Origin of the sequence: Falsiroseomonas sp. CW058 (assembly GCF_050563535.1) — a bacterium.
In the GTDB taxonomy this organism is placed as follows: domain Bacteria; phylum Pseudomonadota; class Alphaproteobacteria; order Acetobacterales; family Acetobacteraceae; genus Falsiroseomonas.
On record NZ_JBNXUO010000009.1, the window covers coordinates 97,271 to 121,948 of the forward strand.

At 74.8% G+C, this 24,678-nt stretch carries 24 protein-coding genes; 10 read left to right on the forward strand and 14 right to left on the reverse strand.

Annotation, left to right across the window (positions count from 1 at the left end):
- Positions 1-127: 127 nt before the first annotated feature.
- Positions 128-640, forward strand: a complete 513-nt coding sequence (locus tag ACK8OX_RS09810; RefSeq protein WP_430663845.1) for a cysteine dioxygenase — start codon at positions 128-130, stop codon at positions 638-640.
- 91 nt (positions 641-731) lie between these two features.
- Positions 732-1,634, forward strand: coding sequence for a DMT family transporter (locus ACK8OX_RS09815; RefSeq protein ID WP_430663847.1), 903 nt, complete (start codon positions 732-734; stop codon positions 1,632-1,634).
- Positions 1,635-1,672: 38 nt separating this feature from the next.
- Here ACK8OX_RS09815 and ACK8OX_RS09820 read toward each other — a convergent pair whose 3' ends face one another.
- From ACK8OX_RS09820 to ACK8OX_RS09850, 7 genes are all read right to left on the reverse strand, one after another.
- Positions 1,673-1,897 carry a DUF465 domain-containing protein gene (locus tag ACK8OX_RS09820; protein WP_430663848.1) on the reverse strand — a complete coding sequence of 75 codons (225 nt, stop codon included), beginning with the start codon at positions 1,895-1,897 and terminating at the stop codon, positions 1,673-1,675.
- 143 nt (positions 1,898-2,040) lie between these two features.
- Positions 2,041-2,733 (reverse strand): CBS domain-containing protein, encoded by a 693-nt coding sequence (locus ACK8OX_RS09825; protein ID WP_430663849.1) that lies wholly within the window; start codon positions 2,731-2,733, stop codon positions 2,041-2,043.
- 77 nt (positions 2,734-2,810) lie between these two features.
- Entirely contained in the window at positions 2,811-3,227 is a 417-nt protein-coding gene (locus ACK8OX_RS09830; protein WP_430663850.1) for a PaaI family thioesterase, read from the reverse strand.
- Complete coding sequence (gene hutI / locus ACK8OX_RS09835) at positions 3,224-4,426, reverse strand: imidazolonepropionase (RefSeq protein WP_430663915.1); 1,203 nt, start codon at positions 4,424-4,426, stop codon at positions 3,224-3,226. The genes ACK8OX_RS09830 and hutI overlap by 4 nt, the downstream gene beginning before the upstream one ends.
- Positions 4,427-4,428: 2 nt before the next feature.
- On the reverse strand, positions 4,429-5,931 hold the full coding sequence (hutH, locus tag ACK8OX_RS09840; protein WP_430663851.1) for a histidine ammonia-lyase: 1,503 nt from the start codon (positions 5,929-5,931) through the stop codon (positions 4,429-4,431).
- Positions 5,928-7,595: a urocanate hydratase gene (gene hutU, locus ACK8OX_RS09845; RefSeq protein ID WP_430663852.1), complete on the reverse strand. Its 1,668-nt coding sequence runs from the start codon at positions 7,593-7,595 to the stop codon at positions 5,928-5,930. Before hutU ends, hutH begins: the two co-directional genes overlap by 4 nt.
- Before the next feature lie 33 nt (positions 7,596-7,628).
- Positions 7,629-8,597, reverse strand: coding sequence for a Bug family tripartite tricarboxylate transporter substrate binding protein (locus tag ACK8OX_RS09850; RefSeq protein WP_430663853.1), 969 nt, complete (start codon positions 8,595-8,597; stop codon positions 7,629-7,631).
- Positions 8,598-8,707: 110 nt separating this feature from the next.
- Here ACK8OX_RS09850 and ACK8OX_RS09855 point away from each other — a divergent pair, with 110 nt between their 5' ends.
- From ACK8OX_RS09855 to rnk, 5 genes are all read left to right on the forward strand, one after another.
- The gene (locus ACK8OX_RS09855; RefSeq protein ID WP_430663854.1) at positions 8,708-10,072 is read left to right on the forward strand and encodes a formimidoylglutamate deiminase; all 1,365 of its coding nucleotides are present in this window, start codon (positions 8,708-8,710) and stop codon (positions 10,070-10,072) included.
- Positions 10,069-10,824, forward strand: a complete 756-nt coding sequence (locus ACK8OX_RS09860; protein WP_430663856.1) for an SDR family NAD(P)-dependent oxidoreductase — start codon at positions 10,069-10,071, stop codon at positions 10,822-10,824. The genes ACK8OX_RS09855 and ACK8OX_RS09860 overlap by 4 nt, the downstream gene beginning before the upstream one ends.
- On the forward strand, positions 10,821-11,660 hold the full coding sequence (locus ACK8OX_RS09865; RefSeq protein WP_430663857.1) for a GNAT family N-acetyltransferase: 840 nt from the start codon (positions 10,821-10,823) through the stop codon (positions 11,658-11,660). The genes ACK8OX_RS09860 and ACK8OX_RS09865 overlap by 4 nt, the downstream gene beginning before the upstream one ends.
- A 95-nt stretch (positions 11,661-11,755) precedes the next feature.
- On the forward strand, positions 11,756-13,231 hold the full coding sequence (locus tag ACK8OX_RS09870) for a helicase HerA domain-containing protein (RefSeq protein WP_430663858.1): 1,476 nt from the start codon (positions 11,756-11,758) through the stop codon (positions 13,229-13,231).
- A 284-nt stretch (positions 13,232-13,515) separates the two neighbouring features.
- Positions 13,516-13,953, forward strand: coding sequence for a nucleoside diphosphate kinase regulator (rnk, locus tag ACK8OX_RS09875; RefSeq protein ID WP_430663859.1), 438 nt, complete (start codon positions 13,516-13,518; stop codon positions 13,951-13,953).
- Here rnk and ACK8OX_RS09880 read toward each other — a convergent pair.
- Genes ACK8OX_RS09880 through ACK8OX_RS09895 form a run of 4 tightly spaced genes read right to left on the reverse strand, consistent with a single transcriptional unit; the run spans position 13,950 to position 17,563 of the window.
- Complete coding sequence (locus ACK8OX_RS09880) at positions 13,950-14,933, reverse strand: tripartite tricarboxylate transporter substrate-binding protein (protein WP_430663860.1); 984 nt, start codon at positions 14,931-14,933, stop codon at positions 13,950-13,952. The two genes, rnk and ACK8OX_RS09880, sit on opposite strands and share 4 nt — an antisense overlap.
- Positions 14,934-14,979: 46 nt before the next feature.
- Positions 14,980-16,095, reverse strand: coding sequence for a site-2 protease family protein (locus ACK8OX_RS09885; protein WP_430663861.1), 1,116 nt, complete (start codon positions 16,093-16,095; stop codon positions 14,980-14,982).
- On the reverse strand, positions 16,092-16,637 hold the full coding sequence (locus ACK8OX_RS09890) for a lipocalin family protein (protein WP_430663862.1): 546 nt from the start codon (positions 16,635-16,637) through the stop codon (positions 16,092-16,094). Before ACK8OX_RS09890 ends, ACK8OX_RS09885 begins: the two co-directional genes overlap by 4 nt.
- Positions 16,634-17,563 carry a polysaccharide deacetylase family protein gene (locus tag ACK8OX_RS09895; RefSeq protein WP_430663863.1) on the reverse strand — a complete coding sequence of 310 codons (930 nt, stop codon included), beginning with the start codon at positions 17,561-17,563 and terminating at the stop codon, positions 16,634-16,636. The genes ACK8OX_RS09890 and ACK8OX_RS09895 overlap by 4 nt, the downstream gene beginning before the upstream one ends.
- Positions 17,564-17,678: 115 nt before the next feature.
- On the opposite strand from ACK8OX_RS09895, the gene cydD reads away from it, so the two are divergent.
- From cydD to ACK8OX_RS09910, 3 genes are all read left to right on the forward strand, one after another.
- Positions 17,679-19,358, forward strand: a complete 1,680-nt coding sequence (cydD, locus tag ACK8OX_RS09900; protein ID WP_430663864.1) for a thiol reductant ABC exporter subunit CydD — start codon at positions 17,679-17,681, stop codon at positions 19,356-19,358.
- Entirely contained in the window at positions 19,355-21,007 is a 1,653-nt protein-coding gene (gene cydC / locus ACK8OX_RS09905; RefSeq protein ID WP_430663865.1) for a thiol reductant ABC exporter subunit CydC, read from the forward strand. The genes cydD and cydC overlap by 4 nt, the downstream gene beginning before the upstream one ends.
- A gap of 121 nt (positions 21,008-21,128) precedes the next feature.
- Positions 21,129-21,878 (forward strand): calcium-binding protein, encoded by a 750-nt coding sequence (locus ACK8OX_RS09910; RefSeq protein ID WP_430663866.1) that lies wholly within the window; start codon positions 21,129-21,131, stop codon positions 21,876-21,878.
- Positions 21,879-21,884: 6 nt separating this feature from the next.
- On the opposite strand, the gene ACK8OX_RS09915 is transcribed toward ACK8OX_RS09910, so the two are convergent.
- From ACK8OX_RS09915 to ACK8OX_RS09925, 3 genes are read right to left on the reverse strand one after another with little or no spacing between them, the layout of a single operon-like run.
- Positions 21,885-22,583, reverse strand: a complete 699-nt coding sequence (locus ACK8OX_RS09915; RefSeq protein WP_430663867.1) for a hypothetical protein — start codon at positions 22,581-22,583, stop codon at positions 21,885-21,887.
- Positions 22,580-23,863: an ABC transporter substrate-binding protein gene (locus tag ACK8OX_RS09920; protein WP_430663868.1), complete on the reverse strand. Its 1,284-nt coding sequence runs from the start codon at positions 23,861-23,863 to the stop codon at positions 22,580-22,582. The genes ACK8OX_RS09915 and ACK8OX_RS09920 overlap by 4 nt, the downstream gene beginning before the upstream one ends.
- Positions 23,860-24,621, reverse strand: coding sequence for a FadR/GntR family transcriptional regulator (locus tag ACK8OX_RS09925; protein ID WP_430663869.1), 762 nt, complete (start codon positions 24,619-24,621; stop codon positions 23,860-23,862). The genes ACK8OX_RS09920 and ACK8OX_RS09925 overlap by 4 nt, the downstream gene beginning before the upstream one ends.
- Between the last annotated feature and the right edge of the window lie 57 nt (positions 24,622-24,678).

The following is a 24,678-nucleotide window of genomic DNA, read 5'->3' on the forward strand; positions in this document are numbered from 1 at the left end:
CCAGCAGGGGTCGCGAGGGGGGAAGAATTGGCAGGTGGTGTGGAAATTGGGGATGGATCACCTCCTTTCAGCTTGCATGTTGGAAAGTTCATCGGAATACTGCGGCCGGATCAGCTGTGGCATCTCCATGACCTTCATCCGCCCCCGCAGCGCGCTCGACACCATGCTGGCCACGGTCGCGGCGGCTGCGCGTGGCGATGCCGCCGCGCGACCACGGGCCGTGGCGGACGCCATCGCCGCCTTTGCCGCCGATCCGCTTCTGCTCGATGGACGGGAGGTGCCGGGCAGTGCGGAGCGGTATGTCCGCCACCTTCTGCATGCCGATCCGGCGGGGGGATATGCGGTCGTCGCCCTGGTCTGGCAGCCCGGCCAGATGTCCCCGGTGCATGGCCACAAGGCCTGGTGCGCCTTCGCGGTCCACCAGGGCGTGCTGACCGAGACCTGCTATGAGCCCGGCGACCCGCCGGTGCCGGCCACGACGCGCCTGCTGGCGCCGGGCGCCGGCGGGCACGGCCCCGCCGATCCGCGGCTGATCCATCGGCTGGCCAACCTGTCCTGCCGCCCTGCCATCTCCATCCACTGCTACGGCGTATCCTTCGACCGCTTCGGGTCGGAGGTGAACGAGATCCACGCCGCCTGACGTGCCGGCGCCCAGGCGCCGGGGCGCCAAGGGTGCGGGCGGCGTGCCGCAGGCGCTTCGCGTGGCCGCCCGGTGCCTGTAGCATCGCCCGGTGACCGGATCGGCCCGCAACATCCTCCTCGGGCTGGCCCTTGGGCTCGTCGCGGCGCTGACATGGGGCGCCCATGCGGTGGTGGCGCGCAGCGGCACGGTCGCGGGGTTCACGCCGCTCGACCTCGCGGCGCTGCGCTACATCACGGCAGGGCTGGTGCTGGCGCCCTTCGCCTGGCGGTCCCGCGCGGCACTCCGCGGGCTCGGCCTGCCGCGTCTGCTGGCGCTGGCGGCGACGGGCGGGGCGGGGAACGCGCTGCTGTTCGGCTGGGGGCTGACCTACGCCCCGGCCAGCCATGGCGGGACGGTCGCCCCCATCACCGCCGCGGTCACCGGCGTTCTGCTCGCCATCCCGCTGCTGGGCGAATGGCCGACACGGGGACGGCTTGCCGCGGTGGCGGTGATCGTGGCCGGGGTGCTGCTGATCGGCTGGGATGGCATCGCGGGCAGCCACCCGGGCGCCTGGCGGGGCGACATCATCCTGGTCTGCGCCGGCACCACCTGGGGCTGCTTCACGGGGCTGCTGCGCCGGTGGCGGGTGCCGGCGCTGGCGGGCAACGCGGCGGTGTGCGGCCTGTCCGCGCTGGCGCTGCTGCCGGTGTGGCTGGCGCTCGGCCTCGGCAGCGTGCCGGGCCAGCCATGGCAATCGAGCCTGCTGCAGGCGGTGGCGCAGGGCGTCTTCGCCTCCGCGCTCGCGACCACGCTCTACGCCCGCGCGGCGGAGTTGATGGGGGCGACGCGCGCGGCCTGCCTGTCCACCATGGTGCCGGTGATGGCCGTGATCCTGTCCGTCGCCGTGCTGGGGGAGGCGCTGGGCGAGGCGAAGCTGGCGGGCGTGGTACTGGCGGTTGCGGGGATGCTCGCGGCCGTGCTGTTCACCGGGCGGCGCGTCGCGGCGCGCTGAGCAGGCCGCGGCACCCTTTCAGTGCCGCCGGTCGTGCCTCACTCCCCGGAGCGGTCGTCCCCGCGGGCCCAGCGCGGCATGCCGCAGCCCGAAAGGGCCGCCATGCGATCCCGCGCCAGCAGCTTCTCCCGGCTCAGGCGGCGGATCAGCCCCTCATCCGGGATGGCGCGGGCACGCTCGGTGGCGATCAGCCGTTCGAGATCCGCATGCCGTTCGGACAACCGCCCGAGCAGCGTGCCGCCCGATGCGATGCTCCCGTCCATCTGCCCTCAACCTCCGTTCGCCGTCGCTGCGCGGGGGCGCAACGGTGTCTGGACGGGGCCCGGCAGGGGGTCCGGGCCCCGTCCCCGGATGCTGGACCGCGCCCGTGGCGGATTCAAGGCCGCGGCGGCGCGCAAGGCCGCGATCACGGGGACAGGACGGGCAGGGGCGGCTTCTCCACCATCACCTGCACGCCCTTCACGCCGGGGATGCCTTCGGCCAGCACGCGAAGGCCGCGCTTCACCTCCTCGTTCCGGCACCAGCCATGGAACATCACCACCCCGTCGCGCACGTCGGGGAAGATGTAGAAGGCGTCGATCCAGGCCTGCCCGCGCATCGCCTGGCGCAGGTCGCGGCGGATGCGTTCGTCGTCGGCCGCCACCCCCGCCGGTTCGGCCGGCGGCGCCATGACCGCGCGGATCAGGTCGGCGCGGGAGACGACGCCCACCAGCACCTCGCCCCGCAGCACCGGCACGCGGCGGATGTGCCGGTCCTCCAGCGCCTTCGCGATCTTCTCGACCGGCGTGTCCTCCTCCGCCGTCACCAGGTGACGGGTCATCACATCCGCCGCGGTGCGGCCATGCAGGCGGGCATACTGTTCCGCCTGCTGCCCGGCGGTGGCGAGGAGGCCGGTCAGCCAGCCCGGCTTCTTCCGCTCCGTCGCGGCCAGGCGGTGGACCAGGTCCCCCTCCGTCACCATCCCGAGCAACCGCCCCTCCGCATCCACCACCGGCGCGCCCGAGATGCCGCGCTCGGCGAAGATCCGCGCGACGGCGGCGAGCGGCAGGTCCGGCGGAAGGGTGATGGGGGTGGTCGTCATCAGGTCGCGGGCGAGCATGTCCTTCCTCCGATCTTGCTTGCCGGAAAGATGGATGTTGCATGACCGCGATGCAAGAAGATGCGACAGGCCGCCCTTCAGCCCTGGCGTCGGCGCGCCGCCGCCCAGCTCGTCGTCACATGGGCGCAGGGCGCCTCCTCTCCCTCCGACCGCAGCAGCACCTCGCCATAGGACAGGGTGCGCCCCTTCCGGATGACCCGCGCCTCCGCCAGCACGGCGCGCGGGGCGGGGGGGCGGAGGAAGGTGATGGAAAGGTTGGCCGTCAGGCTCTCATCCACCCCGCCGGTCAGCGACAGCAGCGCGACCCACATCGCCACATCGGCCAGCCCCATCAGCGCGGGGCCGGAGACGGTGCCGCCCGGGCGCAGCAGGTCGTCGCGGTGCGGCAGGCGCAGCACCGCCTCGCCGGCCGCGAAGGACAGCACCTCCACCCCCCAGGCGCCGGCCAGCGGCACGCCCTGGCGCACCAGCTCCTGCATCTCCCCGACCGTCATCGGCCCGCGACCACCCGGCCGATGCAGGGGTTCCGCCCGATCCAGTAGCAGAGCTCCGCGGGGCGGGAGATGGCGTGGAGCGCGAGGTCGCAGCGCAGCCCGGGCGCGAGCGCGCCGCGGTCCCGCAGGCCGAGCGCGGCGGCGGCGTGGCGCGTGACGCCGGCCAGCGCCTCGGCCACCGTCAGGCGGAACAGGGTGCAGCCCATGTTGAGCATCAGCAGCAGCGACGGCGCGGGGCAGGAGCCGGGGTTGAGGTCGGTGGCGAGCGCGATGCGCAGCCCCGCCGCGCGCATCGCGGCGATGTCGGGCTGCCGTGTCTCCCGGATGAAGTAGAAGGCGCCGGGCAGCAGCACGCCCACCGTGCCGGCCCGCGCCATCGCCGCGATGCCTTCGGCATTCGCATATTCGATGTGGTCGGCGGACAGCGCGCCGTGGCGCGCCGCCAGCGCCGCGCCGCCATCGTCGCGCAGCTGGTCGGCATGCAGCTTCACCGGCAGGCCGGCGCGATGCGCGGCGTCGAAGACCAGGGCCGTCTCCTCGGGCGTGAAGCCGATCGCGGCATCGGTGAAGGCGTCGACCGCATCGGCCAGCCCATCCGCCGCGATGGCGGGCACGATCTCCTCCGCCACCAGCCGCGCGAAGTCGGCGCGGCGGCCGGCGAATTCGGGCGGCACCGCATGGGCCGCGAGAAGGCTGGTCGCCACCTCCACCCGCCGCAGCGCGGGCAGGCGGCGGGCGGCGCGCAGCATCCGCGGCTCCGTCGCGAGGTCGAGCCCGTAGCCCGACTTCACCTCGACCGTCGTGACGCCCTCGGCCAGCAGCAGGTCGAGGCGCGGCAGCGCGGCGGCGACCAGCGCATCCTCCCCCGCCGCGCGCGTCGCGCGCACGGTGGACAGGATGCCGCCGCCGGCCAGCGCGATCTCCTCGTAGCTCGCGCCCTGCAGGCGAAGCTCGAATTCGCGGGCGCGGTCGCCGGCGAAGACCAGATGGGTGTGGCAGTCGATGAGGCCGGGGGTGATCCAGGCGCCGTCGCAGCGCGTGGTCTCGGCGGCGTCGCCCGGCAGGTCGGCGCGCGGCCCGACCCAGGCGATGCGCCCATCCTTCGCCGCGATCGCGCCATCCTCGACCACGCCGAGAGGGTCGTCCCCGCGCGGGACCATGGTGCAGAGATGCGCGTCGGTCCAGACGCGGTCGAACATCGTCACGGCAGGTCCACCAGCGCGGCGAAGCGGCCCTGTTCCACCAGGCGCTTCGCGGCCTCGATGTCGGGCGCCATCGCGCGATCCTCGTCCCAGCGCGCCGCGACCCCGCGCAGCGCCGCATGGGCGGCTTCCAGCGGCGGGGAGGAGGCGAGCGGGCGATGGAAGTCGATGCCCTGCGCCGCCGCCAGCAACTCGATGCCGAGGATGGTGGCCAGGTGTTCCGCCATCGCGGCCAGCCGCAGCGCCGCGCCGGTGGCCATGCTGACATGGTCCTCCTGGTTGGCGGAGGTGGGCAGGCTGTCCACGCTGCGCGGCACCGCCAGCGCCCGGTTCTCCGCCACAAGCGCCGCGGCGGTGACCTGCGCGATCATGAAGCCGGAATTCACCCCGCTGTCGGCAACGAGGAAGGCGGGCAGGCCGGAATTCAGCGCCGGGTCGGTCAGCAGCGCGAGCCGCCTTTCGCTGATGGCGCCGAGTTCGGCCAACGCCAGCGCGATGGCGTCAGCGGCGAAGGCCACCGGCTCGGCGTGGAAGTTGCCGCCCGAGAGGACGTCGCCCTCCTCCGTCACCAGCGGGTTGTCGGTGACGGCATTGGCTTCCCGCAGCAGCACCGCCGCGGCATGGTCCAGCAGGTCGAGGCAGGCGCCCGCGACCTGCGGCTGGCAGCGCAGCGAGTAGGGGTCCTGCACGCGCGGGTCGTCCACGCGGTGGCTGTCGCGGATGGCGCTGCCGGCCAGCAGCGCGCGCAGCGCCGCCGCGCAGGCGATCTGCCCCGGCTGGCCGCGCAGCGCGTGGATGCGCGCGTCGAAGGGCGTGTCGGACCCGCGCGCGGCATCGACGCTCATCGCGCCCGCCACCAGCGCGGTCCGCAGCAGGTCCCGCGCCGCGAACAGGCCGGCCAGCGCCAGCGCGGTGCTGACCTGCGTGCCGTTCAGCAGCGCCAGCCCTTCCTTCGGGCCGAGCGTCAGCGGCGGGATGCCGGCCGCGACCAGCGCCTGCGTGCCGTCCAGCACGGCATCACCGCGGAACGCCTCGCCTTCCCCGATCAGCACCAGCGACATGTGGGCGAGCGGCGCGAGGTCGCCCGAGGCGCCGACCGAGCCCTTGGCGGGGATCGCCGGCAGCACGTCATGCGCCAGCAGGGCCAGCAGCGCATCGACCACCGCCGGCCGCACGCCGGAGGCGCCGCGCGCCAGCGACATGGCCTTGAGCGCGAGGATCAGGCGCACCACCGGCGCGGGCAGGAAGGGGCCGGTGCCGGCCGCGTGGCTGCGCAGCAGGTTCAGCTGGAGCTGCGCCAGCCGGTCCGCGCCGATGCGCGTGCTGGCGAGCTTGCCGAAGCCGGTGTTGACGCCGTAGAGCGCGGCGCCCGTGGCCAGCCGCGCCGACAGCGCATCGGCGGAAGCTTGCGTGGCCGCGCGCCAGGCGGGGTCGAGCGGCAGCGGCGCCCCGCCCATCACGGCGCGCAGCTGCGCCAGCGTCGCGGCCCCCGGCGTGATCATGCGCCGATCATGGGCAGGTCCAGCCCATGCTCCCGCGCGCAGTCGAGCGCGATGTCGTAGCCGGCATCGGCGTGGCGCATCACGCCCGTCGCGGGGTCGTTCCACAGCACCCGCGCCAGGCGGCGGGATGCCGCTTCCGTCCCGTCGCAGACGATCACCATGCCGGAATGCTGGCTGAACCCCATGCCGACGCCGCCGCCATGGTGCAGGCTGACCCAGGTGGCGCCCGATGCGGTGTTCAGCAGCGCGTTCAGCAGCGGCCAGTCGGACACCGCGTCCGACCCGTCGCGCATCGCCTCCGTCTCCCGGTTCGGGGACGCCACGGAGCCGGAATCGAGGTGGTCGCGGCCGATCACGACGGGCCCGATCTCCCCCCGCGCCACCATCTCGTTGAAGGCGAGGCCGAGGCGGTGGCGCTGGCCGAGCCCGACCCAGCAGATGCGCGCGGGCAGGCCCTGGAAGGCGATGCGCGCGCGCGCCATGTCGAGCCAGCGGTGCAGGTGCGGGTCGTCCGGGATCAGTTCGCGCACCTTGTCGTCGGTGCGGCGGATGTCGTCGGGGTTGCCGGACAGCGCGGCCCAGCGGAAGGGGCCGATGCCGCGGCAGAACAGCGGGCGGATATAGGCCGGCACGAAGCCCGGGAAGTCGAAGGCGTTCAGCAGCCCTTCCTCCTTCGCCATCTGCCGGATGTTGTTGCCGTAGTCCAGCACGGCGCTGCCCATCTTCTGGAAGTCCAGCATCGCCTGCACATGCGCCACCATGGAATGCCGCGCCGCGGCGGCGACGGCGGCGGGGTCGGCTTCCCGCTTCGCCTCCCACTCCGCCAGCGTCCAGCCGGCGGGCAGGTAGCCGTTCACCGGGTCATGCGCGCTGGTCTGGTCGGTCACGATGTCCGGCACCACCCCGCGGCGGACCAGCTCGGGGAAGACCTCCGCCGCGTTGCCGAGCAGGCCGACGCTGATCGCGCGGCCCTCGTCGCAGGCGGTGCGGATCATCGCCAGCGCGGTGTCGAGATCATCCGCGCGGTGGTCGAGGTAGCGCGTCTCCAGCCGTTTCTCGATCCGGCTCGGTTGGCATTCCACCGCGAGCACGCAGGCCCCCGCGAAGACGCCCGCCAGCGGCTGCGCGCCGCCCATGCCGCCGAGCCCGCCGGTCAGGATCCAGCGCCCGGCGAGGCTGCCGCCGAAATGCTGGCGCCCGGCCTCGGCGAAGGTCTCGTACGTGCCCTGCACGATGCCCTGCGTGCCGATGTAGATCCAGCTGCCGGCCGTCATCTGGCCGTACATCATCAGCCCCTTGCGATCGAGCTCGGAGAAATGCTCCCAGCTCGCCCAGCGCGGCACCAGGTTGGAATTGGCGATCAGCACGCGCGGCGCATCCGCATGGGTGCGGAACACGCCCACCGGCTTGCCGGACTGCACCAGCAGCGTGTGCTCCTCGTCCAGGCGCTTCAGGACGGAGACGATCGTCTCGTAGCTGCGCCAGTCGCGCGCCGCGCGGCCGATGCCGCCATAGACCACCAGTTCGCCCGGCCGCTCCGCCACCTCGTCGTCGAGGTTGTTCATCAGCATCCGCATCGCCGCCTCGGTGGTCCATTGCCGGCAGCTGAGGTCGAGCCCGCGCGGGCTGCGGATGGCGGGGGCGTTCCGGAAGCGGTCGGTCATGGCGGCAGGCTATCCCTTCGGCGGGGGGCGTTCCTAGTCCAGCGTGATGTTCGCGCCGCGCACGATCTCGCCGAAGCGGGCGCGTTCGCGGTCCACCATGGCGCCAAGCTCGCCGGGGCCCATCACCTCCACCGTGAGGCCGAGATTGCCGAGGCCGCGCGCCGCCTCCTCGCCCCGCTGCACCGCGGCAAGGTCCTCCGCGATGCGGGCGCGGGTCGCGGCGTCGGTGCGGCCGGGCGCATAGGCGGCGAACCAGGCCACCGCCTGCACGCCGGGCAGGCCGGCTTCCGCCGTGGACGGCACCTCCGGCAGGAAGGGCGACCGCGCGGGGGAGGTGACGGCCAGCGCCCGCAGCCGCCCGTCCCGGATGAAGGGCAGGGCGCCGGGCAGGTTCTCGAACATCACGTCGATGCGGCCGGCGACGAGGTCCACCAGCGCGGGCGCGCTGCCGCGATATGCGACGTGCTCGGCCGGCAGCCCCGTCTCCCGCGCGAAGAGCGCGCCGGTGACATGGATGTAGCTGCCGCTGCCGGGCGAGCCGTAGGTGAACGGCCGCGCCGCGGCGCGCGCGGCGGCGAGGAAGCCCGCCACGTCGCGCACCGGCGACGATGCCGGCACCACCATCACGTTGGGGATGGAGCCGAGCATGGCCACCGGCGCCAGGTCGCGCACCAGGTCGAAGGGCAGGTCGCGGTAGAGATGCGGGCTGACCGTCATCATCCCCGCCGCCGCGATCAGCAGCGTGTGGCCATCGGGTGCCGCCTGCGCCACCGCCTGCGCGCCGACATTGCCGCCCGCGCCGGTGCGGTTCTCCACCACCACCGGCTGGTGCCAGCGCGGCTCCAGCCCGCGCGCCATCAGGCGGGCGATGGAATCCATCGAGGCGCCGGCCGCGAAGGGCACCACGATCCGCACCGGCCGCTGCGGCGCGAAGCCCTGCGCAAGGGCGGGCGCCGCCGCCAGCAGCGGGGTGGCGAGCAGGGCGCGGCGGATCGGGTTCATGGCGGGGCTCCGGTGCTGCGGCGAAGCGTGGCGCAACATCCGGGTCCGGCCAAGCCCGGTTGCGCCCCGCCCGCGGATCGGCCATGCCTGCGGAGGAGGGAACCGGGCCGATGACGAGCTTCCATGCCGCGCATGCGCTGCTGCCGCAGGGCTGGGCGGGCGACGTGCTGATCGAGGTGGACGCGCTGGGCACCATCGCCGCCGTCACGCCCGGGACCCGCGCGGCGGCGGGCACGGCGCGCCGGCTTTCGGGCCATGTGATCCCCGGCGTGCCGAACCTGCATTCCCACGCCTTCCAGCGCGCCATGGCCGGCGGCGCCGAACGCCGCAGCCCGGCCGGGCGCGACAGCTTCTGGACCTGGCGCGAGACGATGTACCGCTTCGTGTCCCGCTTCACGCCGGAGGACGCGGAGGCGGTGGCCGCGCAGCTCTACGCGGAACTGCTGGAGCACGGCTTCACCGCGGTCGCGGAATTCCACTACCTGCACCACCAGCCCGACGGCACGCCCTATGCCGATGTCGCGGAGATGGCGAGGCGGCACCTCGCCGCCGCGCGGCGGGCGGGGATCGGGGTGACGATGCTGCCGACGCTCTACCGCCATGGCGGCATCTTCGGCCTGCCCCCGCATGAGGGGCAGCGGCGCTTCCTCAACGACCTCGACCGCTTCGCGCGCATCGTGGAGGGCGTGCGGGAGGAGTGCGACGGCGATCCGCAATGCGCCACCGGCCTTGCCCCCCATTCGCTGCGCGCCTGCACGCCGGCGATGATCCGCAAGCTCTCCGCCTTCGACGGACCCATCCACATCCACGCCGCCGAACAGCCGAGGGAGGTGGAGGAATGCGTCGCCGCCACCGGCGCGCGGCCGGTGCGCTGGCTGCTCGACAATGTGGAGGTCGATGCGCGCTGGGTGCTGATCCACGCGACGCACATGCAGCCCGGCGAGGTCGCGGCGCTCGCGGCCTCGGGCGCGGTGGCGGGGCTCTGTCCCTCCACCGAGGCCTCGCTCGGCGACGGCACCTTCGCGCTGCCGGGCTACCTGGCGGCGGGCGGGCGCTTCGGTATCGGCACGGACAGCCATGTCGGCACCGCGCCGAACCTGGAACTGCGCCAGCTGGAGACCAGCCAGCGACTTCGCGACCATGCGCGTGCGGTCGCCACCGCCGAGCAGAACCCGCATCCCGGCCGCACGCTGCTGGACGCCGCGCTGGCGGGCGGCGCACAGGCCAGCGGCCGGCCGATCGGCGCCATCGCGCCGGGGATGCGGGCAGACCTGGTGGAGCTGGACGACACCCACCCCAACCTCGTCGGACGCGGCGGCGATGCGCTGCTGGATGCCTGGGTGTTCGGCGGGCAGGGCAGCGCCGTCCGGACCGTGGCCTGCGGCGGCCGCGTGGTGGTGGAGGCCGGGCGGCATGTGCGGTCCATGGCCATCCGGGATGCGTTCGGGACCGCGATGAGGGGGCTGCTGGCGTGAGCGGACAGTTGCAGGGCCGGGTCGCCATCGTCACCGGCGGCAGCCGCGGCATCGGCCGCGCCATCGCGCTGCTCTACGCGCGGGAAGGCGCGGATGTCGCCTTCTGCCACCTGGGGGACGAGGACGGCGCGGAGGATGTGGCGCGCGCGATCGCGGCGACGGGGCGCCGCGCCTTCCACCGGTCGCTCGACGTCGCCGATGCCGATGCGCTGCGCGGCTTCGTCGCGGCGGCGGAAGCCGCGCTCGGCCCCTGCGACGTGCTGTGCAGCAATGCCGGCATCAACATCCGCGGCCCGTTCGAGGCGCTGGGCGACGACGCCTTCGACCGCGTGATGGCGGTGCATGTGAAGGCCGCCTGGGTGGCGGCGCAGGCGGTCTGGCCGGGGATGGCGGCGCGGGGCCGGGGGCGCATCATCGTCACCGCGTCCCAGCTTGCCTTCAAGGGCGGGGTGAACATCGTGCCCTACTGCACCGCGAAGGCGGCGCTGGTCGGCTTCGTCCGTGCCCTGGCGAGGGAAGGCGCGCCGCGCGGCATCCTGGTCAACGCCATCGCCCCGGGCCCGGTGGTGAGCGACCTGACCGCGCAACTCGGCGAGGGCTGGGCGGAGCGCACCGGCGCGGGCCTGCCGCTCGGACGGGTCGGCCAGCCGGAGGAGATCGCGGCGGCGGCGCTGCTGCTCGCATCCTCGCCGGGCGGGGATTTCTTCGTCGGCGCGACCATCTCGCCCAATGGCGGGGACGTGATGCATTGACCGCCACGGTCCGTCCCCTGACGCAGGCCGAGGCAGGCGGCGCCCTGGACTGGGCGGCGGCCGAGGGCTGGAACCCCGGCCATGCGGACCTGGACTGCTTCCTGGCGCAGGATCCGGCCCTGTTCCTCGGTGCCTTCGCGGGCGGGGAGATGCTGTCCGTCATCTCGGCCACCCGCTATGGGGACGGCTTCGGCTTCGTCGGCTTCTACATCGCCCGGCCGGAGGCGCGCGGGCTGGGGCATGGGATCGCGGTCTGGCGCGCGGCGATGGCGCGGCTGGACGGGCGGCTGGTCGGGCTGGACGGCGTGGTGGCGCAGCAGGCTAACTACCGGAAATCCGGCTTCGTCCTGGCCTGGAACAACATCCGCTTCGGCGGCGTGCCGGTGCCGCCCGGGGCGCCGGCCACGGGCATCGTGCCGGCCACGCCCGCATATCTGCCCGCGATCGAGGCGCTGGACCGGGAGGTCTTCCCCGCGCCCCGCGCCGCCTTCCTCCGCGCCTGGCTGACGGCACCCGGCCATGTCGCGCTGGTGCTGCTGCGGGGCGGCGCGGTCGCGGCCTTCGGCGTGATCAGGCCCTGCCGCATGGGGCACAAGATCGCGCCCCTGGTGGCCGCCGGGGCCGGGGATGCCGAGGCGCTGGTCGGTGCCCTGCTGGCCCGCGTGCCGCCCGGCCCCGTCTTCCTCGACGTGCCGGAGCCGCACCGCGCCGCGGTGGCGCTGGCGGAGCGCCTCGGCCTGACGCCGGGGTTCGAGACGGCGCGGATGTACACCGGCCCGGCGCCGGCCCTGGCGCGCGACCGGATCTTCGGGATCACGACCTTCGAGCTGGGGTAGGGGCCGCGGGCGGACATGCCGGCTGCCGCGGCCGCGCGCTTCCCCCGTCCCCCCATCCCGGCTAAGGCCTCCGCCCCACGCGGGACGGAGGTTGGATGACGGTTCGCATCGAGATCGGGGCCACCGCGACCGGCGAGGCGGCGACGCTCGACCTCGAGGAACTGCTGGCCACGCGCCTGCTCGTCCAGGGCAATTCGGGGTCGGGCAAGTCGCACCTGCTGCGCCGCCTGCTGGAACAGTCCGCCCCCTGGGTGCAGCAGGTGGTGATCGACCCGGAGGGGGACTTCGTCACCCTCGGCGACCGCTTCGGGCATCTCGTCATCGATGCCGCGGCGTCGGGCGTGCCGGGGCTGAAGCGGGCGGCGGAAGGCATCCGGCAGCACCGCGTCTCGGTCGTGCTGAACCTCGAGAACCTGGAGGTGGACAGCCAGCTTCGCCACGCGGCCGCCTTCCTCGACGGGCTGTTCAACGTGGAGCGCGACCTGTGGTCGCCCATCCTGGTAGTGGTGGACGAGGCACAGCTTTTCGCCCCCGCGATGGGCGGGGACGTGGCGGACGATGCGCGGCGCACCGCGCTGGCCGCCATGACGGACCTGATGTGCCGCGGGCGCAAGCGGGGGCTCGCCGGGGTGGTGGCGACGCAGCGGCTGGCCAAGCTCGCGAAGAACGTGGCGGCCGAGGCGTCGAACTTCCTGATGGGGCGCACCTTCCTCGACATCGACATGGCCCGCGCCGCCGACCTGCTGGGAATGGAGAGGCGGCAGGCGGAGCAGTTCCGCGACCTCGCCCGCGGGCATTTCCTGGCGCTCGGCCCCGCCATCACGCGCCGGCCGCTGGCGGTGCGGATCGGCGCGGTGGAGACCGGGTCGCGCGGGGCGGGGCCGAAGCTGGTGGCGCCGCCCACCGCGTCCGAGGAGGCGCGGGAGGCGATCCTGAAGGCCGCCTCCGCGCCGGACCCGCGGCCGGCGCCGCCGCGCCGCCCCTCAGCACCGCCGGTGGACATCGCGGCCCAGCTCGCCGCCGCCCGGCCTGCGCCGGTGCATGACCGCGCCGCCGAGGAACCGGCGACGGTCGAGGAACGCGCGGAGCTGGAGCGCAAGCTCGCGGCCCTGCTGCGCGACGTTATGGCGGAGCCGGAAGCCGCCTATCGCCAGCCCGCGCTGCTTTACGGAGATTTCCTGGTGCGCTGCCGCATCGCGCGGCTCGGCGCCCGCGCGCCGGACCTGCCCGCCTTCCGCCGGATGCTGGCGCTGGCCCGCGCCGGGGTGGAGGAAGCGGCGATGGAGGACCCGGAATGGCCGGCGGTGGCGGAGCAGGCCGCCGCCCTGCCGGAGGACACGCAGGGCGTCTACCTGCTGCTGGCCCGCGCCGCGCTGGGGGCGGAGCCCTGCCCGACGGATGACGACCTGGCCCGCGCCTATGGCAGCCGATCCGCGGGCCGCGCGCGGCGGCTGCTCACCTGGCTCGAGGAGCAGGGGGCGATCGTCTGTCGCACGGATGGGATGGGGCGGCGGATCGTGGCGCTGACCGGCTCGGGGCGGGAGACGGCGCCGGGGCAGGTCGCGGCCTGACGGCGCGACGGCGCCGGTGGGAATCGAACGATGCCGTGACCGGCGTTGCAACCCGCCGCCGGCAGGGGCATCTTGGGGTTGTGATGCGAAGCCGCGGAACAGGCCGACCTCGCCCGCGCCATGCGGGCACCCTCCTGGCGGGCCACTAGCCCCGGGCCGGAGCGCAGGCGTTTCCGCCGCGCGGGTCCGGGGATGCCCCGGCCCAACACTGCCCGCCCTTGCCCATCCACACCGCTTCCGCGCCCGGGGCCGTCCGCCCCGCCGCGCGCCCCGTTCCCTGTCCGATGAGGAGACTATCCGTAACCGCACGCGCCGAGGCCGTGGAGACGCGCCCGCCCCTTCTGCTGTCGGCCGAGGATCATGACAGGCTGGTCGCGCTCGCCGCCGTGATGCGGATCCGCAACCCGCTCGTCGCCCGGTTGCTGACCGAGGAGACGGACCGCGCCGAGGTCGTGCCGGCCGGGCAGGTACCGCCTGACGTCGTTGAGGTGGGCTCCCTCGTGGAGTTCCGCGACACCGCTTCGGGCGAGACGCGGGAGGTCCGGGTGGTGCTGCCGCACGAGACGGACATCGATGCGGGCCGCATCTCCATCCTGTCGCTGATCGGCGCCGGGCTGATCGGCGTGGCGCAGGGCCGGTCCATCGACTGGCCGACGCAGGACGGGCGGCTGCGGAGCCTCGTCCTGCTGCGGGTCGAGCCGCCGGCGCGGGCCGGGGGCTAACCCCGGCCGCCCACCCGGCGGCCGATCTCCTGCGCGATGCGCGCCTGGTCGGCGACGAAGGGGGCGAAGGCGTCGGGCGACATCGCGACGCCCTCCAGGCCCAGCGTGTCGAACTGCGCGCGCACGTCGGGCTCCCGCACGGCGGCCGCCACCGCGGCGTGGATGCGGTCCACCACCGGGCGGGGCGCGCCGGCGGGCAGCCACAGGCCGAACCAGTTCACCACGTCGAAGCCGGCAAGCCCGGCTTCCTGCATCGTCGGCACCTCCGGCATGCCCTTCCAGCGCCGGCTGCCGGTGATGGCGAGGGCGCGCAGCCGCCCGGCCTGCACATGTTCCAGCGCGATCTGGGTGCCGACGAAGAACATGTCGATCCGCCCGGACAGCAGGTCCGCCGCCGCCTCCGCCACGCCGCGATAGGGCACCGAGAGGATGTCGGTCCCGGTCATCGCCTTCATCAGCTCGGCCGGGATGTGGCTGGCGGTGCCGTTGCCGGCATTCGCATAGGTCAGGCGGCCCGGCTCGCGCCGCGCGAGGTCGATCAGCTCCGCCACCGATGCCGCGCGCAGGCCGGGGTGCACCACCAGCGCCTGGCCGAAATTCTGCGCGGCCAGCGTCACATGGGTGAAGTCGCGCACCGGGTCGTAGGTGACGTTCTCGTTGAAGGGCGGGATGTTGGTGTGCGACGCGGTGGTGAACAGCCAAGCGTGCCCGTCCGCCGGCTGCCGCGCGAGATAGGCGGTGCCGACCAGCCCGCCGCCGCCGGCGCGGTTCTCGGTGATCACCGGCTGGCCGAGCGCCGCGGTCAGCTTCGGCGCGATGGCGCGCAGGATGAGGTCCGGCGGCCCGCCGGGCGGCGAGGGGACGACGACGCGGATCGGCCGGTTCGGGAAGTCCTGCGCGGCCTGCGCCCGCGCCTCCGTCGCGCCCGCGGCGAGGGCGGCGGTGCCGAGGATCAGGTGGCGGCGCGTCGGGTGCGGCATGTCGGGGAACCTCCGCGCGGCAGCCTAGGCGGAACGCCGCGCGGCGTCAGCCCCGCGGCGCCCAGGGGTTGGGCGGCGCCGGGCGGCGGGCGCGGGCGGATTCCACCATCAGCATCTCGCCCAGGTTCTCCTGCGTCAGCAGCCCGACCAGGCGGCCATCCGCATCCAGCACGCCGACCGGCCCGGCCGCCGCCTGCATCGCCTCCAGCGCCTGTTCGAGCGGCGCGCGGTGCGCCACGGTGGCCACCTCGCGCCGCATCGCCTCCAGCACCGGCGCATCGGGCCCGGCCTCGCGCAGCGCGCGGATCATGTCGGACCGCGTCAGCACGCCGCGCAGCCGGCCGCCGCCGTCCACAACGGGGAAGTCGGTCTGCGAACTGCGCAGCAGCAGGTCCACCGCATCGGCGATGCGCGCCGTCACGGGCAGCGCCTCGAAGCGGTCGACCATCGCCTCGCCCGCCATCATCCCGCGCGTCAGTTCGCGCATCTGCACCGCCTGGCTTTCGGCGGCGGCGCCCAGCCAGACGAACAGCGCGACGAAGACCAGCAGCGGCGCGCCGCCCAGCAGGCCGAGAAGCCCGAAGCCGAAGGCGACGAACTGCCCGATGCCGGCCGCGATCTCCGTCGCGCGGCGGCTGCCGAGCCGCAGCGCCAGCAGCGCGCGGAGCACGCGCCCGCCATCCATCGGGAAGGCCGGCACCAGGTTGAACAGCACCAGCGTCACGTTCACCCAGAACAGCCGCGCCAGCAGCCCGTGGCCCGGGTCGTCGATGCCGGCCGCGGCCTCCACCGGCGGCAGCCCGCCCAGCAGCGCGAACAGCACCGCCGCGATCGCCACGTTCACCGCGGGGCCCGCCAGCGCCACCACCAGCTCCTCCGACGGCTTCTCGGGGATGCGCTCCATCCGCGCGACGCCGCCGATCGGCAGCAGCGTGATGTCGGGCGTGCGCACGCCGTAGCGCCGCGCCGCCGCGACATGGCCGAATTCGTGCAGCAGCACGCAGCCGAACAGCAGGCAGATGAAGACGATCCCCTCCGCCGCCGCCGGCAGGCCGCCGCGCATCCCCTGCGAGACGCCGATCCAGCCGAGCAGCAGCAGGAAGGTCAGGTGCAGCCGGATCTCGGTCCCCGCGATGCGGCCGAGCGGGACGGACCAGCTCACCGCGCATCCGCCGCGGGCTGGCGCGTCGGCTGCAGGCGCGACACCTCGAAGCCCTGCGCGCGGGCGCGCCCGATCGCCTCGGCATAGTCGCCGGGCGCCAGGTCCGGCGTGCGCGACAGCACCCACAGGTAGTCGCGCCCGGGCGCCCCCACCACCGCCCAGCGATAGCCGGGGTCGAGCCCGATCACCCAGTAGTCGCCGTAGAAGGGCCAGAAGAAGGTGACGCGCAGGCGGCTGTTGTTGCTGCCCTCCACCGGATAGGCGGTCGCCTCCGCCTCGATCACCGCGCCGCCGGCGAGCGCGTTGCGGCAGCTGTTGACGACGCCGATCTGCCCGTCTGGGCGCGGCGTGTAGGTGGCGGTCACCGCCTCGCACCGGCGGGTCGCGCTGTCCTGGAAGCTGGTCGGGAAGCGCGCGATCTCGAACCAGGTGCCGGCATAGCGCGAGAGGTCCACGGCCTCCACCGTCCGCACCGGCGGCTGCGCGGGGCGGGCGGCGCAGGCGCCCAGCAGCAGGGCGGCGAGAAGCAGGGCACGCGTCATGCGGCATCCTCCATGGTGGCGGGCGCAACGCGCGGGCAGCCGGGAACGATCCCGGCGGGCAGCGCGGCGACATGGTCGTGGATGGCGCCCGCGGTGGTGATCCAGACGCGCCCGCGTTCCGCCGCCACCCGCGCCAGGGCGTGGCGCAGCGCGCGCATCCGGTAGGGCTGGCCGATGATGTAGGGGTGCAGCGCGATGCCCATCACCTGCGCCAGCCCGTCCCGCGTCTGGCGCAGCCGCTCCTCCAGGTCGTCGACGATCATCCGCGCGAAATCCTCCGCCCCGTCCTTGCGGGCGACGATGGCGGGGATGTCGTTCACCTCCTGCGGGTAGGGCACGGCGAGCAGCGGGCCACCGCGCGTGCGCATCCACACCGGCGCATCGTCGGCGCACCAGTTCAGGGTGTAGGCGTAGCCCGCTTCCCGCAGCAGGTCCGGCGTCGCCCGGCTTTCCGCGATCCAGGGGGAGAGCCAGCCGCGCGGCGCCCGGCCCTCGGCCGCCGCGATGGCGGCGGTCGCCTCCGCGATCAGGGCGCGTTCCTCGGCTTCCGGCAGGGTGGACTGCCGTTCGGAATTGGTGCGGCCATGGCCCGCGATCTCGTCGCCACGGGCCCGGTGCGCGGCGACCAGGGCCGGGGCGTGGCCGTACATCGCGCTGTTCAGCAGCACGGTGGCGGGCAGGGCGAGTTCGTCGAGCAGGTCCAGCAGCCGCCACGCGCCCACCCGGTTGCCGTAGTCCCGCCAGGCGTAGTTCAGCACGTCCGGCTGCGGCCCGCCGGGCGCAAGTTCGGCGCCCAGCCCCTCGCCGAAGGCGAAATGCTCGAGGTTGACGCCGAGATAGACCGCCAGCCGCGCCCCGCCCGGCCAGGCATAGGGTGCGCGGCCGCGCCAGTCGGCGTGGTCGTAGCGGTCATGGCTGGGCAGCATCCGGCGGGCTCCTCGATCGCGCGAGAGTGTGGGACCGCGGCGCCTGCCGGCAACCCCGCAAGGTGACCGCCCCCTGGGATGACCGCAGCCGGGCTCTGCCTTATGGTCGGGAGGGATGGCCAGGCACGGACAACCGGGAGACGGCGCCGCACGCGCGCTGCTGCAGCGCGAGGCGCGGCTGGCGCGCGCGCGGCTTGCGCTGCCGCTTGCGCTCGGCATCGGGCAGGTCGCCATCGGCATCGCCCAGGCCTGGCTGTTCGCCGCGCTGATCGCCTCGCTGCTCGGCCACGGGGCTGCGGGCTGGAACGAGCTTGCGGCCGCGGCGGCGCTGGCGGCGCTGTCGGCCGGATTCGGCGTGGCGCAGGAACGCGCCCTCGTCGCGGCGGGGGAAGCCGCGAAGGCGCGGCTGCGCGGCCAGGCCTTCGCCCGCCTGCTGGAGGAAGGGGCGACCGACCCCCGCCCGGTGGGCGAACGCGCCGCCCTGGTGGTGGACCGGATCGAGGCGCTGGAAGGCTTCCTCACGCGCTGGCTGCCGGCGGCGATGCTGGCGCTGGCCGGGCCTGCGCTGGTGGCGGCCGCGGCGCTTGCCGCCGATGCGCCGAGCGGCCTGATCCTGCTGGGCGCCGGGCTGCTGGTGCCGGTTGCCATGGCGGTCACCGGCATCGGCGCCGCGCAGGCCAGCCGGCGGCAGTTCGACGCGCTCGGCCGCCTGTCGGGCCGCTTCCTCGACCGGATGCGAGGCCTGCCGACCCTGGTGCTGTTCCGCCGGCAGGAGGCCGAGGCCGCCGCGCTCGGCCGGGCGGCGGAGGAACTGCGCGGCCGCACCATGCGGGTGCTCCGCGTGGCCTTCCTGTCCTCCGCCGCGATGGAATTGCTGGCGGCGCTGGCCATCGCCTCGCTCGCCTACCGCCACGGGCTGCTGCTGGCGGGCGCGCATCCGGACCCGGCGGCCGGGATCTTCTGCCTGCTGCTGGTGCCGGCCTTCTTCGCGCCGCTCCGCGCCTTCTCCCAGGCCTATCACGAACGCCTCGGCGCCCGCGGCGCGGCGGCGGAGCTGGCGCCCCTGCTGGCGGCGCCGGAGGGACCGGCCGGCCTGCGGCTGGAGGAGCTGCCGCGCAAGCTGGTGGTCACCTTCACCGAGGTGACGCTGAGCTACGACCCGACCCGCCCGGCGGCGCTGGCCGGCCTGTCCTTCCGCGTGATGCCGGGGGAGACGCTGGTGCTGGCCGGGCCGTCCGGTGCCGGCAAGTCCTCCGTCCTGCGGCTGCTGATGGGCTTCCGGCGCCCCGATTCGGGGCGCATCGCGCTGAACGGGCAGGATGCGACGCTGCTGGCCCCGGCTGAGCTCCGGCGGCTGACCTCCTATGTCGGCCAGCGCGCGCACCTGTTCCGCGGCACCCTGCGGGAGAACATCCGCCTCGCCCGGCCCGAGGCGACGGATGCCCAGGTGGAGGCCGCGGCCGAGCAGGCGCGGGTGATGAACTTCGCCCGCGGCCTGACGCGCGGCCTCGACACGCTGGTGGGGGAGGGCGGCTACGGCCTGTCCGGCGGGCAGGCGCAGCGCGTCGCGGTCGCGCGCGCCTTCCTGCGCGACGCACCGCTGGTGCTGCTGGACGAGCCGACGGCGCATCTCGACCCGGGGACGGAGGCCGACGTGCTGGAGAGCCTGCGCCGGCTCTGCGCCGGGCGGACGGCGATCGTGGCCACCCATTCGCGCGCCGCGCAGCGCAGCCTTGGCCGCGTTCTGGAGATCGAGGGCGGGCGCGCCGCGGGCGCCCGGATGGCAGGCGAATGAGGGCGGACCTGATCCGCGTGCTGGGCCTGTGGCGCGGGCGCGGCGCCTGGCTGCTGGCCGGCATCGCGGCGGCCTGCGTCGCCGCCCTGCTCGGCATCGCGCTGCTGGCGCTGGCGGGGGATGCGGTGTCGGAGGGGATCGCGACCGCCGGCGCTGCGGCCGGGGCGGCCGCCATCGTCTGGCTGCGGCCGGTGATGATCCTGCGCCCTGCGGCCCGCTACCTGGAACGCCTGGTCACCCACGCGGCGACCTTCCGCGCGCTGGCCGACACGCGGGTCTGGTTCTTCCGCCGCCTGGCGGAACGGCTGCCCGCCGGGCTCGGCTTCCGCCGCGCGGGGGACCTGCTGGGGCGGCTGGTGTCCGATATCGACGCGCTGGACCGCGTCTATCTCGGCGCGATCGTGCCGGCGGTGGCGGCAGGTTCCGTGGTGGTGGTCATCGCGCTGCTGCTCGGCGCCGTCTCGCCGCTGCTGGCGGCGCTGGTGGCGCTGCCGCTCGCGCTCGCGCTGCTGCTGCCGCCGCTGCTGGCGCCGGGCGCCGCTTCGGCGGGGGAGAGGGTGGCGGTGGCGCAGGGCGCGCTGCGCGCCGCCGTGGTCGATCCGCTGACCGGCATCGAGGACACGCTGGCCGCCGGGGCGGAGAGGGTCGCGTCGGAGCGCGTGGCCGCCGAGGGCGCGGCGCTGTCCGGCGCGCAGCGCGCGCTGGCGCGGCGCGCGGCCTGGGGCGGGGCGGCGGGGGCGGTGCTGACGCAGGCGGCGATGCTCGGCGCGCTCGCCTATGGCGTGGCGATGGGGCAGGCGGCGGTCGCGGCGGCGGTGCTCGGCCTGTTCCTGGCCACCGCGGCGGCCGAGGCGCTGGGGCTGATGCCGCGCGCGGGCGCCGCGCTGGCCGCCGCGTGGGCGAGCGCGCGGCGCCTGTTCGAGGCCGCCGACGCCGCCCCCCCCGTGGTCGACCCGCCCGCCCCCGCGGCCCCGCCCCGCGGCCACGCGATCCGGGCGGAGGGCGTGCGCTTCGCCTGGACGCCGGAGGGCGAGGCGGTGTTCGACGGTCTCGACCTCGACGTGCCGGAGGGCGCGCGCATCGCGCTGCTCGGGCCGTCCGGCATCGGCAAGTCCACGCTCACCTCCCTGCTGCTGAAATTCGCCGCCCCCCAGGCCGGGCGCATCACGCTCGGCGGCGTCGACATCGCGACGCTGGCGGCGGACGATGTGCGCGCGCGCATCGCCTGCCTGACGCAGGATGCCCGCCTGTTCGACGACAGCATCGAGGCGAACCTGCGCCTCGCGAAGCCGGAAGCGGAGGAGCCCGCGCTGTGGCGCGCGCTGGACGCCGCCGGCATCGGCGACGTGGTGCGCGCCCTGCCGGAGGGGCTGGCGACCCGCTGCGGCGAGGCCGGCACCCGCTTCTCCGGCGGCCAGGCGCGCCGCCTCGCCCTCGCCCGCGCGCTGCTGAGCGATGCGCCGGTGCTGATCCTGGACGAGCCGGCGGCGGGGCTCGACCCCGACACGGAACGCGCCTTCCTGGAGACGCTGGGCGAGGCGACGGCCGGGCGCAGCGTGATCCTGGTGGTGCACCGCCTGATCGGCGTGGAGCGCCCGACGCGCATCCTGCGGCTCGCCGGGGGGCGGGCGATGGTGGCGATGGGGTAGCGGCGTCGGTCCCCCGGAGGCGACAGGGGCGGCCTATGGTCCCGATCGCAATGGGCGAATGGCGCGCCGCGGCGCCGCACCATAATGTGGTGCCGGCAGCCGCATCGACGGGGACGAGGGCATGGGTACGACCGCCGCGAAGGACACCGACCAGGCCGGGGGCGGCCGCCCCGCGGGCATCGCGCGGATCGACGACGCGGCGCTGCACGGCGTAACCGGCGGCATGGGCGGGCAGCAGGGTGGCGCCGGCGCCGACACGCTGACCGGGGAAGGCCTGGTCGGCTCGGTCTCGGGTGGCGGCGGCGACGACGTGATCGGCACCCGAAGCCAGTTCAGCTTCCTGAACGGCGAGGACGGGCAGGACACGCTGCGCGGCGGCACCGGCTGGGACCAGATGGATGGCGGCGCCGGCGCGGACCTGCTCGACGGCGGCGCGCGCGAGGACACGCTGTCGGGCGGGCGCGGCGACGGGGCGTCGGACACGCTGCTCGGCGGCGACGGCACGGACCGCATCATGTGGCAGCCGGGCGACGGCAACGACGTGGTCGATGGCGGGGCGGGCGGGGCGGACATGTTCGATGTCAGCCGGGGCATGGACTTCGCCGCCTTCCAGGCTGCCTTCTGCCACGCCGACGGCCCGGTGACGCTGCGCGTGGACGGGATGGGCAACGTGCAGGCCTTCGACGGCGGCGGCCGGCAGGTGGAGTTCAGGGGCGAGCTGACGGTCGGCGGGGAGACGGTGCGGATCACCGGCATCGAGCGCGTGCTGGTGCATGTCCCGACGGACGAGGTCCGCACCCCCTGGGGCGACGCGGCGGATGCCGAGGACGCGGCGCAGGAGCAGTTCCGCCGCGACATGTGGGGCGAGTAGGCCGCCCTACACCACCAGCCGGTCCGGCGGCGACCCGGCGGCAAGCCAGCGCGCATGGGCCGCCTTCACCGCCTCGGTCGGTGGGTAGAGCCCGTTCATCGGCTCGCCCGCCGCGAGGCGAAGGCGCAGCCAGCCCTCCAGCGCCGCGCGCTGCTCCACCTCGGCGCGCGCCTTCTCCCAGATCTCGGCGGGGCAGACCACCACGCCGTCCTCGTCCGAGACGATCCAGTCGCCGGGGAAGACCGTGGCGCCGGCGCAGGTGACCGGCAGCGCGAAATCCACCAGCATCAGCGACGCGGTGGAGGAGGCCGGTGCCGGCCCGCGATGGATCACCGGCAGGCCGAGCGCCGCGATCTCCGCCACGTCGCGCATCCCGCCGTCGCAGACCACGCCGGCGCATCCGCGGGCGGAGAGCCGGGTGGCCAGCATCTCCCCCAATATGCCCGCGCCCGCATCGCCCTGCGCGTCGATCACCAGCACCGCGCCTTCTCCCACCTGCTCGAAGGCGGCGGCGAAGGGGGAGGCGGGGTTGAAGGGGGACAGCGCCTCGTCCCGGTCCTCGCGCCGCGCCAGATAGCGCACCGTCGCGGCCGGGCCCGCGAAGCGCGCGCGGCCGGGGTCGAGCGCGCGCAACCCGCGCATGGCGTGCCGCGCGACGCCGAAGCGGCGCTGCAGGACGGAGGAGAGCGCGGCCGTCGCGATCACGAGTTGCGCGGCAGCAGGGGCGTCACGCGCTGCACCACGCTCGCCATCGCCGCTTCCGGCGTCTTGAGGCCGAGCACCGCGGCCTCCGCCTCCTCCTTGAAGATGTCGCCGGCGCGGGGTGCCTCGTCGAAGGCGGGCAGGGGCACGCGGGCCACGCGCAGCACGCGGCGCTCCTCCTCGGCATAGGGCAGGCTCTCGCGCATCCGCGGGTCCTCGTAGGTCGAGTTGCGGACCGGGCCGTTGCCGTTCAGCGCCATGGCCAGGGTGGAGGGCTTCGACATGACGTGGCGGATGAAGGCCCAGGAGAGGTCCTTCCGCCGCGCGTTGCGGGGGATGACCATGCCCCAGAACTCCACCTTGGCCGGCGCCACCTCGAAGCGGCCGCGCATGGTCTCGCTCGCGGGGACGGCGATGGTCTCGATCCTGCCGGGGAAGCGGCTGCGGGCGGGGTCGTTGTAGATGCGGTTGCGGCCCATCGAGTTCAGCGCCATCGCGGCGCGGCCCTGCTGCACCCAGGTGTTCACGTCCTCGGACTGGATGGCGGCGAAGTTGCGCGGGAAGGCGCCGGCCTGCCACAGTTCGCGCAGCGCGCGGATGGCGTTCAGCATCGGCGGCTGGTCGGCGACGCAACGGAAATCGGGCGTGATGAAATCCCCGTCCCAGGCGCGGGCCAGGTCGATGACGTTGGGATAGGTGACGCCCGGCATCAGCAGCCCGACCACCGGCGTGCCGTCGCCGCGGCGATAGGTGCAGCGGCGGGCGAAGTCGAACACCTCCTCGATCGTGCGGGGAGCGCGGGTGATGCCGCGCTCGGCGAGGATCTCGGCGTTGTAGTGCAGGCCGGAGGAGGCATGGCGCATCGGCATGCCGATCAGCGTGCCCGCCGCCTTCATCCCGTCCACCAGGCCGGGGAAGACATCGGCCTGATCCTCGATCGGCTCCCGGCCGAGGTAGGGCTCCAGCGGTTCGAACAGCTGCACGGTGCGGGGGGAGACCATGGTGTTCAGCACGAAGCCGACATCGATGGTGGTGGAGGGCAGCGAGGCCTCGCGCTGCAGCCTTTCCCACAGGGGGCCGGTGTCGAAGCTTGTCCATTGCACGGCGGTGCCGCTGGCGCGGGCGAAGGCATCGGAGACGTTGCCGCCCTGCGCGCCGGTCGCGACGTTCTGGTGGACGCGGTGCGCCAGCACGTTGAGCGCGGCGCCCTGCGCCGCGGAGGGGCGGGCCGCGGCGGCGAACCCGGCGCCGAGCGCGGCGCGGCGGGTGATGCGGATCGTCATGGCGTGTCCTCCTGCTGCTTCTCGTTGGGGAAGATGCTGGCGATGGCCGTGTCGGCCGCGCCGAAATGATCGCGCATCGCCGCCTGCGCCGCCACCGCGTCGCGCGCCGCCACCGCCCGCAGCACTCGGGCATGGCGTTCCAGCGTGATGCGCCAGTCCGCCTCCGTGCGGGTGCCGGCATGGTTCAGCAGGGCCATGACCCGCTCGATCACCGGGCGCAGGCCACGCATCTGCAACTCGACCAGGCGGTTGCCGGTCATCCGCGCCAGCGTCTCATGGAAGTCGAGATCGGCGACGATCCAGTGCGATGTGTCCGACAGCGCGGCTTCCATGCGCGCAAGCGCGGCGGCGAGGGCGGCGATGCCCGCCTCCGTCGCGCGTTCCGCGGCCAGCGCCGCCACCTGCGGCTCCAGCATGCGGCGCAGTTCCACCGCCTCGCGCAGGCCCTGGCGCGTGGCGCCGACGGCGAAGGACCAGAAGCGGCCGAGCGGCTCGGCCCCCATCGCCACCACGCGCGTCGCGCGGCCCTGGCCGATCTCCAGCACGCCGAGCGCGGAGAGCTGGCGGATCGCCTCCCGCACCACCTGCTTGGAGACACCGAAGCGGGCGGCGATCCGCGCCTCGGATGGCAGGGCGCCGCCTTCGGGCAGGCGGCCGTCCAGGATCGCGGCGGTGAGTTCGGCCAGCACGCCATCGGCCAGGCGCACCGGCGCCAGCGCCCGCATCTCGCCGAAGGGATCGGCCGCAGCGTCCTGCATGGCGGGAAGGCTACCAGCCCCGGCCCGAACCTTGCAACCGACCAACCTATCCGATAG

Excerpts from the sequence above, each read along its gene's own strand:
- cydC (WP_430663865.1), top strand. The coding sequence starts at position 19,355 with ATGAGGGCGGACCTGATCCGCGTGCTGGGCCTGTGGCGCGGGCGCGGC.
- ACK8OX_RS09855 (WP_430663854.1), top strand. The coding sequence starts at position 8,708 with ATGACGAGCTTCCATGCCGCGCATGCGCTGCTGCCGCAGGGCTGGGCG.
- ACK8OX_RS09895 (WP_430663863.1), bottom strand. The coding sequence starts at position 17,563 with ATGCTGCCCAGCCATGACCGCTACGACCACGCCGACTGGCGCGGCCGC.
- ACK8OX_RS09850 (WP_430663853.1), bottom strand. The coding sequence starts at position 8,597 with ATGAACCCGATCCGCCGCGCCCTGCTCGCCACCCCGCTGCTGGCGGCG.
- ACK8OX_RS09825 (WP_430663849.1), bottom strand. The coding sequence starts at position 2,733 with ATGCTCGCCCGCGACCTGATGACGACCACCCCCATCACCCTTCCGCCG.
- cydD (WP_430663864.1), top strand. The coding sequence starts at position 17,679 with ATGGCCAGGCACGGACAACCGGGAGACGGCGCCGCACGCGCGCTGCTG.
- ACK8OX_RS09820 (WP_430663848.1), bottom strand. The coding sequence starts at position 1,897 with ATGGACGGGAGCATCGCATCGGGCGGCACGCTGCTCGGGCGGTTGTCC.
- ACK8OX_RS09920 (WP_430663868.1), bottom strand. The coding sequence starts at position 23,863 with ATGACGATCCGCATCACCCGCCGCGCCGCGCTCGGCGCCGGGTTCGCC.
- ACK8OX_RS09870 (WP_430663858.1), top strand. The coding sequence starts at position 11,756 with ATGACGGTTCGCATCGAGATCGGGGCCACCGCGACCGGCGAGGCGGCG.
- ACK8OX_RS09810 (WP_430663845.1), top strand. The coding sequence starts at position 128 with ATGACCTTCATCCGCCCCCGCAGCGCGCTCGACACCATGCTGGCCACG.
- ACK8OX_RS09910 (WP_430663866.1), top strand. The coding sequence starts at position 21,129 with ATGGGTACGACCGCCGCGAAGGACACCGACCAGGCCGGGGGCGGCCGC.
- ACK8OX_RS09830 (WP_430663850.1), bottom strand. The coding sequence starts at position 3,227 with ATGACGGTCGGGGAGATGCAGGAGCTGGTGCGCCAGGGCGTGCCGCTG.
- hutU (WP_430663852.1), bottom strand. The coding sequence starts at position 7,595 with ATGACCGACCGCTTCCGGAACGCCCCCGCCATCCGCAGCCCGCGCGGG.
- hutH (WP_430663851.1), bottom strand. The coding sequence starts at position 5,931 with ATGATCACGCCGGGGGCCGCGACGCTGGCGCAGCTGCGCGCCGTGATG.
- ACK8OX_RS09925 (WP_430663869.1), bottom strand. The coding sequence starts at position 24,621 with ATGCAGGACGCTGCGGCCGATCCCTTCGGCGAGATGCGGGCGCTGGCG.
- hutI (WP_430663915.1), bottom strand. The coding sequence starts at position 4,426 with ATGTTCGACCGCGTCTGGACCGACGCGCATCTCTGCACCATGGTCCCG.
- ACK8OX_RS09890 (WP_430663862.1), bottom strand. The coding sequence starts at position 16,637 with ATGACGCGTGCCCTGCTTCTCGCCGCCCTGCTGCTGGGCGCCTGCGCC.
- rnk (WP_430663859.1), top strand. The coding sequence starts at position 13,516 with ATGAGGAGACTATCCGTAACCGCACGCGCCGAGGCCGTGGAGACGCGC.
- ACK8OX_RS09880 (WP_430663860.1), bottom strand. The coding sequence starts at position 14,933 with ATGCCGCACCCGACGCGCCGCCACCTGATCCTCGGCACCGCCGCCCTC.